The 13,700-nt window shown below is 42.1% G+C and carries 14 protein-coding genes; 11 read left to right on the top strand and 3 right to left on the bottom strand.

Annotation, left to right across the window (positions count from 1 at the left end; translation table 11 throughout):
- Positions 1-386: 386 nt before the first annotated feature.
- Together O2Q26_RS07675 and O2Q26_RS07670 are read right to left on the bottom strand one after the other, a co-directional pair.
- Positions 387-1,799, bottom strand: a complete 1,413-nt coding sequence (locus O2Q26_RS07675; RefSeq protein WP_289215364.1) for a Na+/H+ antiporter NhaC family protein — start codon at positions 1,797-1,799, stop codon at positions 387-389.
- 93 nt (positions 1,800-1,892) lie between these two features.
- Positions 1,893-2,315 (bottom strand): VOC family protein, encoded by a 423-nt coding sequence (locus O2Q26_RS07670; RefSeq protein ID WP_253934938.1) that lies wholly within the window; start codon positions 2,313-2,315, stop codon positions 1,893-1,895.
- 538 nt (positions 2,316-2,853) lie between these two features.
- Between O2Q26_RS07670 and O2Q26_RS07665 the strand changes: the two genes are divergently transcribed.
- The 11 genes from O2Q26_RS07665 (at position 2,854) to O2Q26_RS19130 (ending at position 13,020) form a co-directional block, all read left to right on the top strand.
- A complete protein-coding gene (locus O2Q26_RS07665) occupies positions 2,854-3,882 on the top strand; it encodes a LacI family DNA-binding transcriptional regulator (RefSeq protein WP_289215363.1) in 1,029 nt (342 codons plus the stop codon).
- The gene (locus tag O2Q26_RS07660; protein ID WP_289215362.1) at positions 3,879-4,835 is read left to right on the top strand and encodes a sugar kinase; all 957 of its coding nucleotides are present in this window, start codon (positions 3,879-3,881) and stop codon (positions 4,833-4,835) included. The genes O2Q26_RS07665 and O2Q26_RS07660 overlap by 4 nt, the downstream gene beginning before the upstream one ends.
- A gap of 4 nt (positions 4,836-4,839) precedes the next feature.
- Positions 4,840-5,490 carry a 3-hexulose-6-phosphate synthase gene (gene hxlA / locus O2Q26_RS07655; RefSeq protein WP_289215361.1) on the top strand — a complete coding sequence of 217 codons (651 nt, stop codon included), beginning with the start codon at positions 4,840-4,842 and terminating at the stop codon, positions 5,488-5,490.
- Positions 5,459-6,013: a 6-phospho-3-hexuloisomerase gene (gene hxlB, locus O2Q26_RS07650; protein WP_289215360.1), complete on the top strand. Its 555-nt coding sequence runs from the start codon at positions 5,459-5,461 to the stop codon at positions 6,011-6,013. The genes hxlA and hxlB overlap by 32 nt, the downstream gene beginning before the upstream one ends.
- Positions 6,014-6,024: 11 nt before the next feature.
- Positions 6,025-6,645, top strand: a complete 621-nt coding sequence (locus tag O2Q26_RS07645) for a bifunctional 4-hydroxy-2-oxoglutarate aldolase/2-dehydro-3-deoxy-phosphogluconate aldolase (protein ID WP_289215359.1) — start codon at positions 6,025-6,027, stop codon at positions 6,643-6,645.
- A gap of 58 nt (positions 6,646-6,703) precedes the next feature.
- Positions 6,704-7,729, top strand: coding sequence for a TRAP transporter substrate-binding protein (locus O2Q26_RS07640; RefSeq protein WP_289215358.1), 1,026 nt, complete (start codon positions 6,704-6,706; stop codon positions 7,727-7,729).
- Positions 7,730-7,769: 40 nt separating this feature from the next.
- Entirely contained in the window at positions 7,770-8,249 is a 480-nt protein-coding gene (locus O2Q26_RS07635; protein WP_289215357.1) for a TRAP transporter small permease, read from the top strand.
- Entirely contained in the window at positions 8,246-9,535 is a 1,290-nt protein-coding gene (locus O2Q26_RS07630) for a TRAP transporter large permease (RefSeq protein ID WP_289215356.1), read from the top strand. Before O2Q26_RS07635 ends, O2Q26_RS07630 begins: the two co-directional genes overlap by 4 nt.
- Positions 9,536-9,676: 141 nt before the next feature.
- Positions 9,677-10,114, top strand: a complete 438-nt coding sequence (locus tag O2Q26_RS07625; RefSeq protein WP_289215355.1) for an SRPBCC family protein — start codon at positions 9,677-9,679, stop codon at positions 10,112-10,114.
- A gap of 864 nt (positions 10,115-10,978) precedes the next feature.
- A complete protein-coding gene (locus tag O2Q26_RS07620; RefSeq protein ID WP_289215354.1) occupies positions 10,979-12,118 on the top strand; it encodes a DEAD/DEAH box helicase in 1,140 nt (379 codons plus the stop codon).
- 179 nt (positions 12,119-12,297) lie between these two features.
- On the top strand, positions 12,298-13,020 hold the full coding sequence (locus tag O2Q26_RS19130; protein ID WP_390216032.1) for a CAP domain-containing protein: 723 nt from the start codon (positions 12,298-12,300) through the stop codon (positions 13,018-13,020).
- Between the two features lie 36 nt (positions 13,021-13,056).
- Here the strand turns inward: O2Q26_RS19130 and O2Q26_RS07610 are convergent, their stop codons facing one another.
- Positions 13,057-13,671 carry a hypothetical protein gene (locus O2Q26_RS07610; protein ID WP_289215353.1) on the bottom strand — a complete coding sequence of 205 codons (615 nt, stop codon included), beginning with the start codon at positions 13,669-13,671 and terminating at the stop codon, positions 13,057-13,059.
- Between the last annotated feature and the right edge of the window lie 29 nt (positions 13,672-13,700).

Here is a 13,700-nt window from a genome sequence, read left to right as displayed (position 1 = left end):
AGACAATCAACAATTAGGTGGAAAAGGTCAATTTGTTGTAATGGGGTATTGGAGACAGAGCGACTTGTCGTTGTCACTCAAAATGAGTTTCACATCATTCAAAGCTCTATCTCAAATGTTTCCGTGATTCTAACAATCGCAAAGAGCTCCGGGAAATTGTGAGACTCCTGTGGGAAGAGAGTGCTTGGTGAGATCCCGCAGAGCGTCAGCTCGAGGAAGCTCACCGCGCTCCCACGGAAAGCGAGTGATTTCCCGGAGCTCTAAACGCTGTCTTTCATAACGGAAACTGTCCGAATATATCGAAACTGAATCCTCAAAATAAGGGCCCCCCTACGAAAAATTAGATTTAATGTTTTTGTACTACAAACGAGTTTTACTTAGTCAGCCTACATAAAAAAGGATAAGCCTAAATACCCGGCAGCCGCTACTCCGGCTGCAATCAAAGCCGGCTTAAGCTTGAATTTAGCATACTCAATAGTATTCAAGTTTAAAATACCGGCAGACGTATTCGTATCATCGCTAAGCGGAGAAGAAAAAGCACCGAACGTACCACTGGCAAATACCGCGCCTATAACTATGGGAAGGGAAGTCCCGGCAGTTACCGCAATGGATAGGGCCACAGGCATAAGAATCCCCCAAGTACCCCAAGCCGATCCGATAAAATAAGACAATCCGCATCCAAGGATGAAAACTACGACAGCTACATAATTTTCTGGAATCCAGTTGAATGATTCTGAAATCGTCTCAGCAAACTCTAGAGCTTCCGTTCCTTTACTCAGCCCCCATACCATAGCCAGAAGAATGATGACGTTCATCATATCGTTTCCGCCGTCAATCAACCCATCCATCATACGTTTAAGATGCTCTTTTTTGAACTTTAAAAAGACGACAAACCAAACGATGGTTACGACGACAGCCAGAACCATAGCATCAAGCACTCCATCATTGATTAACGCTCCAAATCCTGATTTTCCGTTATCTACACCAATGAAATACATAAAGAGAAAAGTCAAAGCAATGACACTGATCAGAGGTGCAATTAAATTCCAAGGTTTTGCGGGTAAATCTTTCATAACTGCGGGGTGGCAGTCTTCCCACTTATCATCTTCCTCTTCTTCCTTTTCTTCAGGTGTTTTTTCTTTATCATTCGCTCTTTTTTTACTGCTATGAAAGAAGCTCAGATAAAATCCGAGGATCAGCATGGCGAATGCAAAAAAGTTGAAGGGGATACTCTGAAGGAAAAGGGTATATGCATCACCAGAAGCATCAGCCTGATGCAAGGAAAGATCGATTACGGAAGTCATATAACCGACAAAGGCTGTAGCCACAGGTATGATAACGACCAAAGGAGTAGCTGTCGTTTCTATGACAAATGCAAGCTCCTGCTTGGCCATCGGAATTTTTTTACGCATCGCTTTCATAACAGGTCCGATCGTGACGATCCGAAAGCTTGGTGCAGCAAATGTACCCACGGATGAAATCCAGGTGAGTATAAAAGCGCCTTTTTTATTTTGGATCCTTTCCGTCGCTGCTTTAACAAAGCCTTTAATGCCGCCTGACATACGAATTAAGCCGATTAAAGCAGAGAAGGCGTACAGGAAGATGATGATTTTCAAATTACTCTCATCGGACAGCCCTTCCATGATAAATTGTAAGGTTTTGATCATCCCGCTCAGCCAGTGTGGTTCTACTAAGTAACCAGCTACTACGACCCCGAATAACAAACTGGGAATAACCTGTTTCGTCCAGATTGCAGCTATGATAACGACTATAAAAGGGATTACTGACAACCAGTCCATTTGGCCACCTCTTCCGTTGCTCATTTACTTCATTAGCTTGAGTGAAGAGGACCTTTTGTATGCATGTAATAAAAAAATAACCAGAAGTAGTCATCACTCCTGGTCATTTGGATAATCACAGTATTCTATAATTGTACCCTCGGTATCTGCGGGGTTCAGATAAATTAAACGTCTTCCGTGCTTGTTCGTACGACGAGTATCCTCCATAACTCGGATTCCTTCATCTTTTAACTCCTGCAATGCATCTTCAAGATCATCTACCCGATAAGCGATATGATGGACACCTTTCCCTTTTTGCTTAATAAAGCGTGCGATAGGGGAGGTTGTATTATTTGTAGGGCATAGTAATTCGGTACGGTCCCCGTGAATATCCATAATGGCTATTTCACTTTCTACACCTGGGGCTTCACTGCGGTAACGGTCTATCATAGTCGCACCTAATATATTTTCATAAAAGTTGATCGTTTCATCTAATTGCCGGACAGCAACTCCGATATGATCTAATGTTTTCTCCATGATGACTCTCCTCATAATAGAATGCATTTATTTTAACATAGCATGCCGAATGGCAGGAACGATCTGGATTTATTAGTATATCGAATTTTATTAAATCTTTTATCTATAACCTCGTTTCGTTATTTTTGTTTGTGGAAATGGGGTCTTGGAAATGGATCGCTTTCCGCGGGGATGACGGCCAGCCTCCTCGAGCTAACGCTCTGCGGGGTCTAGCCAGTCCATCCATTCCCGCAGGAGTCTCACCATTTCCAAGACCCCAATATCATGAAGGGAGAAACGAAACCGTCTTTGGTATATGAGAGCCTTTTACCTTTCCACCGTCAATTTATTACGATGTCGAATCAGCAGAGAGTCTTAAGCCGAGCCTTCAGCAATCCTATCGAATTGAATCATACTCATATGAAAATCACTACTACAGTTAGCTATAGTTTTTTATTAAAAGGGGTTGTAAAACGCTTACATTCATCTTATACTGAACTAAATCGATTTACTAAACCGATTTAGTAATTTTTAAATTGATGGATACGGGGTTGTTGAAATGAAGACAGTAACAATGGCAGACGTAGCGAATCAAGCGAATGTATCAAAGAGTACTGTATCTCAATATTTAAATAAACGTTATGACTATATGGGTGAAAAAACGAAAATTAGAATAGCCCAGGCAATTGAGGAGCTGGGGTATCAGCCGAACATTGTCGCACGAAGTCTAAAACAAAAATCGACTAAAACGATTGGCGTTATCGTAGCGAACATTCTCCACACATTTTCTACAGAGGTGAGCCGTGCTATCGAAGATGCCTGTAACATGGAAGATTTTCATACGATCATTTGTAATGCAGACGATGATCCGGCGAAAGAAAAAAAATATATCGAAATGTTGAGAGCGAAACAAGTGGATGGACTAATTATCTTTCCTACCGGCAATAACCGGGAGCTTTACAGAAAAATGCTAGATGAAAAATATCCCCTTGTATTTATGGACAGACCGGTCGCGGAAATTCCGGTATCCTCGGTCATGTTGAACAATGAAAAAGCATCGGGACTCGCAGTGAATCATTTAATAAACAATGGTCATCGCCGGTTAGCTATGATTACTGCTTCAACGACGGAAAATGTATCACCACGTGTTGAAAGAATGGAAGGGTTCAAGAAGGCTCTTCACTCACACAAACTTCCAGTTTCTGAAGATTATATGAAAAGCGTCGAGCCTGACCAAGTGAACGGAACGCTCGAAGACATGTGGAAGCTCGATGAACCACCAGAAGCTATCCTGGCAGGGAATGATCTCGTTTTAAAAGAAATTCTTCAATTTGTAAAACAGAAAGATTTAAATATACCAAGAGACTTATCGATTATCGGAATTGATGACGTACCGTACGCAAGCTTTTACAATCCACCGCTGACAACCATCGCTCAGCCGACGTTTCAAATGGGTACCACTGCGGCTCAAGTCTTGTTAAACAAAATAAATAAAAAGCAGCCAGCTGATAATCTGCCGGACGATCGCTTCGAACCTGAATTGAAGATTCGAGAGTCTGTAGCAGATAAAGGAGGAGTTCAGTCATGAGTCACGATGTTCTTACGATAGGAGATGCGATGATCACTTTTAATCCATCACATCATGGGCCTATGCGCTATGCTTCATCATTTGAACGAAAAGCAGGAGGTGCGGAGTTCAATTTTGCTATAGGTTGTGCAAGGCTTGGATTGGACACAGGATGGATCAGTCGCCTTGGACATGATGAGTTCGGGAAATTCATACGTAATTTTGCCAGAGGAGAAGGTATTGATGTTTCGAATGTGAAGTTGCTTGAAGGCTATCCTACCTCCATGAATTTCAAAGAGATTAGGGAAGATGGAAGTGGAAGCACTTTTTATTACCGCGATAATTCGCCTACTCAGTTTTTGACTGAAGATACATTAAATGAAGAGGCACTGAAAAACTGCAGGATACTTCATATAAGCGGGGTTTTTGCAGCGATTGATCCTGCTAAAAACATTCCATTATTAAAAAAAGCGGCTATAATCGCTAAACAACATGGCGCACAAATCTCACTTGACCCTAATATCCGTCTGAAGCTATGGACGAAAGAAGAAGCGCAACTAGGGATAAAGGAATTATTGCCGCTGGCAGATGTTTTATTAACGGGTGACGAAGAAGCTGAGTTGATTTTTAATACTAAGGATTCTGCTGATCTTGAGAGAATTAGTGAAGAGTTTGGCATTTCGACAGTCGTACTAAAGAAGGGAGCGGAAGGTGCGATAGCCTATCGCAATGGTGAACTTCTCAAAGGCCCACCGGTCCCGCCAAGTAAAGTAGTAGATACCGTAGGAGCTGGAGATGGGTTTGACGCTGGTTTTGTTTACGGAATGCTGCAAGAGTGGACTCTTAAACGCACGCTTAGGTTCGCCAATACGGTGGGATCAATGGTTGTCAGTGTTTACGGAGATAACGAGGGATTGCCAGAGTTGGAAGACGTGCTCGTTAAACTCGGCGAAAAAGAATGGGTAGAGAGGTGATATAGTGAAGCTTCAATTAGCATTGGATCGATTAACCGACAATGAATGTAGAGAAATACTGGAAGATACCATTGAGGCAGTTGATTGGATCGAAGTGGGAACAGGAGTTATCAAAGAATATGGAATGGATATTGTACGTAACATACGAAGTCGATATCCTGATGCCGTAATAGTCGCTGATATGAAGACATGTGACGCAGGTGAGCATGAAGCTGTTCAGGCTTTTAAAGCAGGTGCGGATATTACAACAGTCATGGCTTACTCAGCCGATCAGACGATTACAGATATGGTAGATGTCTCCCGTGAATATAACACGCGTGTCATGGTGGATCTGCTCGGGGTGACGGAGCAAGAAAGGATTCATGAATTGGAGCGATTAGGTGTCGACCTGGTCAGTCTTCATTTTGGTAAGGATATGCAGAAGAGTGGAAGCATGGATCAATCTTTATTCGACCTAGTCAAAAACTCGTCTATGGAAGTTGCTGTTGCTGGGGGAATCAACCTTCACTCTCTTCCGGATGTCCTGCCACATCGTCCTGACACTTTAATTGTCGGAGGGGCGATTACAAAGCAGAAAGATCGCAAGAAAGCAGCAAAACAGATCAAGGAGGCTATTAAACATTATGAAACATACAATACACACCGTTGCACATGAGATAAGTCAGGTACTGGCCAATACAGATGAAGAACAAGCGATTCAGCTTTCTAAGGCGATCGAGACGGCAAAACGTATTTTTGTAACAGGAGAAGGACGCTCCGGCCTTATGGGCAAAGCGTTTGCTATGAGACTGATGCACGCGGGGTACGACGTATATGTAACGGGAGAGACAATTACACCAAGTATAGACAAAGGTGACCTTTTACTTGCTATTTCCGGCTCAGGTTCTACTGAATCCATATGTAATTATTCTGAAAAAGCCAGAGAGCAAGGAGCGGCCGTTACGGCCGTTACGACCAATGCTTCATCGAGATTAGCTGCATCCAGTCACAGCGTACTGACCATTCCAGCTGCGACGAAGAAGCGGCTGCCAGAAGAACCAGATACGATCCAGCCGCTGGGAAACCAATTCGATCAGTCTCTGCATTTACTTTTAGATGCCATCATTATATATACTGTCAATCAATCACAAAAAACGACCAATGAAGAAATGACTGGCCGTCATGCAAATCTTGAATAGGGGTGGACGAGATGCAAGCCTTACAACAAGCGAAAATTATTCCAGTTATCCGAAAAGCAAGTTTCGAAAACATTAACCAGATATTAAGCTCCCTCTATGATGGAGGGATTACAGCTATAGAAATAACCGCAGAAACTCCAGACGTTGAGAACTTAATCAAAGAAGCAAGGGAAAATCATGATGGCCTGCTGATTGGAGCGGGGACAGTATTAGATGCTGAAACAGCAAGGGCTGTCATTATGGCTGGAGCTCAGTTCATTGTTTCTCCAACAGTCAATGAACAAACGATCCGTATGGCAAACCGCTACGGAATTCCTTGTATTTCAGGAGCCTTGACTCCTACGGAAATTTTGAAAGCGTTTGAATCAGGAGCAGATATGATCAAAGTATTTCCTGCGGGCACCATGGGCCCTGATTATATAAAAAATGTTCTAGGTCCGCTGCCCCACATTCCAATTATGGCTACTGGGGGCATTCATATCGATAATATGGCAGGATATTTTAAAGCGGGAGTAAAAACGGTGGGAATAGGAAGCCAGCTAGTATCCGCGTCTAAGCTTCATACGGAAGAAGATTATAGACAGTTGACGGAGACCGCCAAAAAATACACCGAAAACGCTTCTGCTCTTTAATTTTTTCAATTTAATGTAAGCGCGTTCAATAATGCCCCGAATAAGGAGGGAATGACCTATGAGAAATCTAGTATGCTCATTATCTTTAATAGTTTTCACGCTTCTGATTCTAACAGGATGCACGCAGGCAAATGGCGAGAATGATGACGGTAAAATTAAAGTCATTGCTGCCCATAACCAAACATCTCCAGAGAGTCCGTATCAGTACGGTATGGAAGAATTCAAGAGAGTTGCAGAAAAAGAATCAGACGGGAAAATTGAGGTGGAAGTCCATGCCGGTACTTTAGGAACCAGTGAATCCGAGCTGGTAGAAAAGCTGAAACTAGGAGGAGCCGACGTCGTTCTTGTTTCACCTGGATTCATGGCACAAACAGGAATAAGAGAAATAGACCTTTTTGCGATGCCTTACGTTTTCGAAGATTATGACCATTGGGAAAAAACTGTGGATGGAAACGTGGGAGAGCAAGTGGCTCAGGCAATCAATGAAAAGTCTAACAATGATTTTAAAATGCTTGGCTATTGGAGTGCAGGCGTACGTCATTATTATGGAAAAAAGCCGCTGGAGTCGATGGAAGACATTCAAGGAATGAAATTTCGGACGCAGACTTCAGGAGCCATCGCTGATTATTGGGAAGAGACAGGTGCTGTCCCTACCTCAGTAGCATGGGGAGAGTTATACCAGGCAATGCAGCAAGGGGTCGTTGATTCATCAGAGAATTCCTATCCTTACTTTGTACAGCAAAACCACCATAAAACGAAAAACGGGAAATACATTACTGAAACGGCTCATGACTACACGACACGATTTTTACTGACGAACGGAAACAAATTCGACGAGTATTCAAAAGAGCAGCAGGATATACTGTTGCGGGCTGCCGAAGCGGCAGTTGAGGAAGAACGTAATGTGGATACGGAACAGGAAGAACAATATAAGCAGCAAGCTTTAGACGATGGAGCTGTAATAAATCAGATTGACCGTCAACCGTTCATAGATCTTGCTGAACCGATACATAAACACACAGCTGAAGACATCGGTGAAAGTGCCACGGAATTATTACAAGAGATTAGAGAACTGAAAGATTAAGAAGACGGTTCGCTAGACTCTTAAAAAAGGGGATGAACAGATGTTTATCAAAATGCTTGAACGAATACAATTGACTTTGGGTATCCTGTTTCTCGTTGTGTTTTTCGTAACAATCGTTTTTCAGGTCATCACCCGTTACATGGGAGTATCGGCTATATGGACGGAAGAAGTGGCCACTTATTCATTTATCTGGTCGGTTTTCATGGGGGCCGCCGTCATGCTTAACAGAAGAGAACATTTCCAATTCGATCTTCTGTTGAACAAACTGAAAGGAAAAAAGAAAAAGTCTCTTTATCTCCTTAATGATTTAATCCTTTTGCTGTTTTGTTTTGCACTGTTTGTACTAGGGGTGATTGTAGTCGATAGTTTCTGGAATTTCAGGTGGCAGTCAATCCCTGAAATGAAGATGGGTTATGTATGGATTTCTATTCCGATTATGGCAGGGACTATGGTCATCTATACAGTTGCTCATATGGTCACCAATATCACCACTTTTAAGAGGGAGGAGTCGGTTCAATGATCGGATTACTATTAATCGGTTTATTCGTCCTCTTATTAGTGATTGGAATTCCCATCGCTTTTGTTATCGGAATTGTCGCCCTTCTTGGCTTTATGAACATCCCTTACACTCCTGAAGCTTTAATGCCGGTGAAAATGCTTAATGGGCTTGATTCTTTTGTATTGATTGCCGTCCCTTTGTTCATTTTAGCTGCCAATTTAATGAACAGCGGGCAGATTTCCCAAAAGCTGATCGATTTCGCCTTATCGATTGTTGGTCACATAAAGGGAGGACTAGCTCACGCAAATATACTTGTTTCGATGTTATTTGCAGGGATTTCGGGAGCATCACAAGCCGATACGGCAGGAGTGGGAAAGATCCTTATCCCGAATATGAAAAAGCAAGGGTATGACAATGCGACGGCAGTGGGTGTTACTGCAGCTTCTTCAACAATTGGAGTCATAATACCGCCAAGTATTCCTATGATTATATTTGCTGGTTTAACTAATGTCTCTGTCGGTGCTTTATTTTTAGTGGGAATCATCCCCGGTGTGCTGATTGGAGCAGGAATGATGATTATGATTTATATCCTTGCCAAAAAACGAAATTATCCTGTCTACCAAAGAGCATCTTTTAACAATTTTATTAAGCAGTTCCTTGATGTCATTCCAGCCCTGATGACCCCTGTCATTTTAATTGGAGGAGTTATTTCAGGTATATTTACAGCTACAGAAGCTGCTGCTTTTGCATCAATTTACACAATTATCATTGGGATGTTCTACTATAAAACGTTGAAGTTAAAAAACTTTCCTAAGATATTAGGAGATACACTCGGATTGAGTTCGCTATCCCTATTTGCCTTAGCCGCTGCTAATGCACTGGGAGAATTGATGAGCTACTATCAGTTGTCTGCATGGGCTGAACAATTTTTTGCTTCCAACATCGATAGTAGATGGGTCTTCTTATTGATTGTCATCGCCTTTTTCTTATTTGTAGGGACCTTCATGGATTCAATTCCTGCGATGATTTTGTTCATTCCAGTTATTCTTCCAATAGCTGAAACCTTTGGAATCGATCCTGTTCTTCTTGGAATCATAACGATTATGACATTAGCTATCGGACTAGTGACGCCGCCATATGGTTTATGTCTGCTATTAGCTGCTAAAATTGGCAAACTGCCGATTGAACGGTCGTTTGGTGCGGTTATTCCGTATATAGCGATTGTATTAGTCGTTCTTTTAGCAATTACATTCATTCCAGGAGTTGCGATGTACTTTCCTGAAATATTGAGTCCTGAAATGTTCTGAAAAAAGCAGCCAAGCATCAGTCTTGGCTGCTTTGTGGTTCCGTGCGTCGATATCTAAGAAAAGTTCATACATAGGAAAAGGATTTGAAAGATCCATGACGAATTATTATTACAACAACCAATTGTAACCGGAGGGAAGACTATGCCTTTTCTAGAACGTACTGTTATCATCAAAAAACCTCTTGAAGAAGTATTTCAAACAGCCACTAATTTCGAAATAAGCCCACAAATCATGGAAGCTGTCGTTGAAGTGGAACCGTTGACAGAAGGACCAGTAAGAAAAGGGTATCAATTTAAGGAAGTTCGGGAGATACGGGGCAGGAGGGCGGCCTCCACTATAGAGATAACGGACTTTGATTCCAACAAGTCGTATACAGCGAGCAGCGAACAAAACGGTCTTGAACTCCATTATCATTATACTTTTCTAGAAACGACGGAAGGGACGAAGATCAGTTTCACAGGTGAATTATTTACTAAGGGCTTACGAAATAAGCTGGCTAAGCCGATGATCAAAAAGATCATTAAGAAAGAGGATCAAAACCACTTGGATAAAATGAAGGATTATATCGAAAAACAGTAGTTCATCTGAATGTTTCGTTCTCCTTTATGGTATAATCATTAATAAGAATAAAGAGCGTAAAGAGGTCTCTCCATAGCATTATGTGGAGGCCTGTTTTTTATGAAGGCAATGTTAGAGGTGGTTGTTGATATTGATAAGTTAGTTATTCAGCAATATGGCAGGATAGCAGAAGACTTGATTTCGAGATAGTATGGGTTCGTTGCCGTGTTGAGAGTCAGGGGTTGGTGTGAAGCTACTCGCTTTCCTGTGGGATCTCGCCTACATCCTTCTCCCACGGGAGGCTCGCAGCTTCACAACACCCCCATTCGATGAAGGTGAGAAACGAACCCTCACATAAGAAAGAGCGTCTTCCCGATTCCTTCGAAATGAAAATATTGCTTTCACCTCAGTTTTTTAACCAGAGCTCTTTGTTACGACCCTCAGTATTTAACGCCAATGTTCGTATTTAATTAAAGAGAGAAGCTACTTCTATTTAGGTATGACACACTACATGTTTGGAGGTGGTGTATGTCTACCGCTAGCCATGTTCTGAGTGAAAATATTCATGATTTAAATTCTTCCTCGGTTCGTCGATTCTCTGTTTTATCAAAGAGGTTTCCGTTCTACTAATGATCGTAAAGAGCTCCGGGAAATCGCGAGACTCCTGTGGGAAAAGAGTGCTTGGTGAGACCCCGGAGAGCGAAGCTCGAGGAGGCTCACTGCGCTCCCACGGAAAGAGAGTGATTTCCCGGAGCTCTTCCCGCTGTTAAACATAACGGAAACAGCACGGACATCTCGAAACTGAGTCTTCCACTACGAGGGAGCTTATATGAATATCAACACGGAACTTTAACAAAGCCTTAATGAAAAGGAGAATATATTACGATGACTCAATCAAATCAACCGACATGGCTGCAGGAAATGCTGCCTTCAACTAAAGAGGTATGGGAGCAGTCTCAATTCACCCAGCCGACTGCTGTGCAGACGGAGAGTATCCCATTCATCCTAAACGGTGAGGACCTCGTCGCGGAGGCTCCCACAGGAAGCGGCAAAACTTTAGCGTATCTTATCCCGCTGCTTCAAAAGATAGATGTTGAGAAAAAACATACACAAGTTCTCATTTTAGCTTCTTCACATGAATTGGTTATGCAAATTCATCAGGAAGTACAGCTCTGGTCCAAAGGAAGCGGTGTGAACAGTATATCGCTCATTGGAGGAGCCAATGTGAAACGGCAAATTGATAAGCTGAAGAAAAAGCCTCAGCTGGTAGTAGGTACTCCCGGACGCGTTTACGAACTGATTCAAAAGAAAAAATTGAAGGCTCACGAAATTAAAACATTAGTATTTGATGAAGCCGATCAGCTGCTCGTTCCTGAACACCTGCAAACGGTCAAAAATATTATAAAGAGTACGTTGAAAGAAAGACAAATTCTGCTTTTTTCGGCCACTCTCCCGGAAGAGGTTGAAGTTCTGGCTCAAGAATTCATGAAGGAACCGGAAGTCATTCGTGTAGAGGAAGAAATATTGAAGCCTGATGTTCAGCACCTTTATATTTCGTGTGAAGACCGCGACAAAATAGAATTACTGCGTAAGCTTGCACGAATGGAAGACTTTAAAGGGCTTGCCTTTATGAGAGATATAGCCAGTTTGAGTGTTTACGAAGAAAAATTAAAATTTAAAGGTCTGGATCTTGGATTGATTCATAGTGAGGCAAATAAGGAACAGCGCGCTAAGGCTTTACGTGGATTCAGAAATGGCGAGTACAATTTACTACTTGGCACAGATGTTGCAGCACGGGGGCTCGATATTAAAGATATCACGCACATTGTTAATTTGGATGTTCCAAATGACGGCGCAAGTTATATCCATCGTGCCGGTCGCACTGCCAGGCTCGGAGCTGTGGCTGGAACAGTCATTTCTCTAGTCAATCCTGTGGAAGAGAAACGACTGAAGAAGTTTGCCCGGGATTTGGACTTTTCATTGAACCGAGCTTCCATCATCAAAGGAAATATTAGGATACATTAAGCTTTCCCCTTACATACACTGTAAGGGGAGAATTGTTTTAGTTTAAAGGAGAAAAGGGTAATATAGAAATAGTTGGAGAGAGAACCATCAATTACACTGAGGTTTTCTTTCGGTAGTCACTTGTGGATGGAATGTAGTCATGAAATACTTAAGGTAATAAGCACAGGGAGTGGACATTTATGATAAAGAAGTACCTGTTTGTCTTTGCCGCTGTTTTGTTTATGGTATCTATTGCCACTCCAGCCTTAGCTGATCAACTGTGGAAATCAGAAAATAATGTCCCATCGACGTTTGAAAAATGGACGAACAATATAAAAGGATGGCTGTCTGAACAAGACATAACGATTGAGGAGTTTGAATCGAATTTAGAAAAATTGTTCAATCCTGAAGAACTTCCTCCAGAAGAAGATATACCTGAGCAGCGGGAATTTGAGCAGTTAGATAAAGATGAAAGAGAAGTAAATGAGGATGAGCAGTCATCCCCTGACTCTTTAGATTCACAGGACCCTTCAGAATTTGAGGAGAAAGTTGTGGAGCTAGTAAACGAGGAACGGGCTAAAGAAGGGCTTGAGCCTTTGGAAATGTTCGATCGATTAAGTGACTTAGCTCGTTTGAAATCACAAGACATGGCGGATAATGATTATTTCGATCATACTTCACCTACGTATGGGTCTCCTTTTGACATGATGAACCAATATGATTTTTCTTATTGGTCTGCAGGAGAGAACATTGCGGCTGGACAGCGTAGTCCCGAACAAGTAGTGGAAGGTTGGATGAATAGTCCAGGTCACCGTGAGAATATTATGAAAGAAGATTTTACACATATCGGAGTCGGGTATGTTGAAGAGAGTGGTGACAGGTACGGCACGTATTGGACGCAGCACTTTATGACACCTAGATAATGACCCTTTTTAGACAGGCATAAGGCCTGTCTTTTTTTATGATTTCTTTTCCAGTGGACGGATATACCCTTCCACGGTGCTTCGATCTATCGTTTTCTCTGATTGATGCCATTTAATGCATAGATGCAGGAGTGTGAAGATCATGACGGTCAGCCCGGCAGCCATGAAAGCAAAGGTGGGAGAACTCTTATAATATAAAAAAGCAGCTTGGTGATAAATGAAAAACAAGGCAGTAGTTATGGCGAAATAAACAGCGCGATCAGAAAAAGCTCTTTCTTTGTAAAACGTACATCTTAAAAGTAGCGGGGCCCAATAAATAAGAGAGCTTAAACTAAGTATGATCAGGTGGAAGATGAACCCTGCTCTTGAAGGAATCAAGTTCAAAGCCTCATAGCTGAGAAGGACACCTATTGTAAATACAGCTATACTTGCCGCGAGCTTATGACTCATCGTAACAACCCAGCGCAAGGATTTATGGAACCAAAGAGAATGTTTATTGGCGAATATGATCCACAAAGGGATGAAGACAAAAGCAATAGCACTTCGGCTTATATTTTCAACAACAATCCCATTCATGAAGAAGAAGGGTAAGCTATTGAAAAAAAGGAAGGCTGCAGCGAGCAATGAATTGCGAAGCGGGTGAGTGTGCACTTTATTCATCTCCTTTTAAAGTGTCTCTG

Source organism: Halobacillus campisalis, assembly GCF_030345335.1.
Lineage (GTDB): Bacteria > Bacillota > Bacilli > Bacillales > Halobacillaceae > Halobacillus_A > Halobacillus_A campisalis.
The sequence above is the reverse complement of the archived record's forward strand: the minus strand, read 5'-3'. Positions and strand labels throughout refer to the sequence as shown.

Coding starts and splice junctions, on each gene's coding strand:
- O2Q26_RS07675 (WP_289215364.1), bottom strand. CDS start 1,799: ATGGACTGGTTGTCAGTAATCCCTTTTATAGTCGTTATCATAGCTGCA.
- O2Q26_RS07670 (WP_253934938.1), bottom strand. CDS start 2,315: ATGGAGAAAACATTAGATCATATCGGAGTTGCTGTCCGGCAATTAGAT.
- O2Q26_RS07665 (WP_289215363.1), top strand. CDS start 2,854: ATGAAGACAGTAACAATGGCAGACGTAGCGAATCAAGCGAATGTATCA.
- O2Q26_RS07660 (WP_289215362.1), top strand. CDS start 3,879: ATGAGTCACGATGTTCTTACGATAGGAGATGCGATGATCACTTTTAAT.
- hxlB (WP_289215360.1), top strand. CDS start 5,459: ATGAAACATACAATACACACCGTTGCACATGAGATAAGTCAGGTACTG.
- O2Q26_RS07645 (WP_289215359.1), top strand. CDS start 6,025: ATGCAAGCCTTACAACAAGCGAAAATTATTCCAGTTATCCGAAAAGCA.
- O2Q26_RS07640 (WP_289215358.1), top strand. CDS start 6,704: ATGAGAAATCTAGTATGCTCATTATCTTTAATAGTTTTCACGCTTCTG.
- O2Q26_RS07635 (WP_289215357.1), top strand. CDS start 7,770: ATGTTTATCAAAATGCTTGAACGAATACAATTGACTTTGGGTATCCTG.
- O2Q26_RS07630 (WP_289215356.1), top strand. CDS start 8,246: ATGATCGGATTACTATTAATCGGTTTATTCGTCCTCTTATTAGTGATT.
- O2Q26_RS07625 (WP_289215355.1), top strand. CDS start 9,677: ATGCCTTTTCTAGAACGTACTGTTATCATCAAAAAACCTCTTGAAGAA.
- O2Q26_RS07620 (WP_289215354.1), top strand. CDS start 10,979: ATGACTCAATCAAATCAACCGACATGGCTGCAGGAAATGCTGCCTTCA.
- O2Q26_RS19130 (WP_390216032.1), top strand. CDS start 12,298: ATGATAAAGAAGTACCTGTTTGTCTTTGCCGCTGTTTTGTTTATGGTA.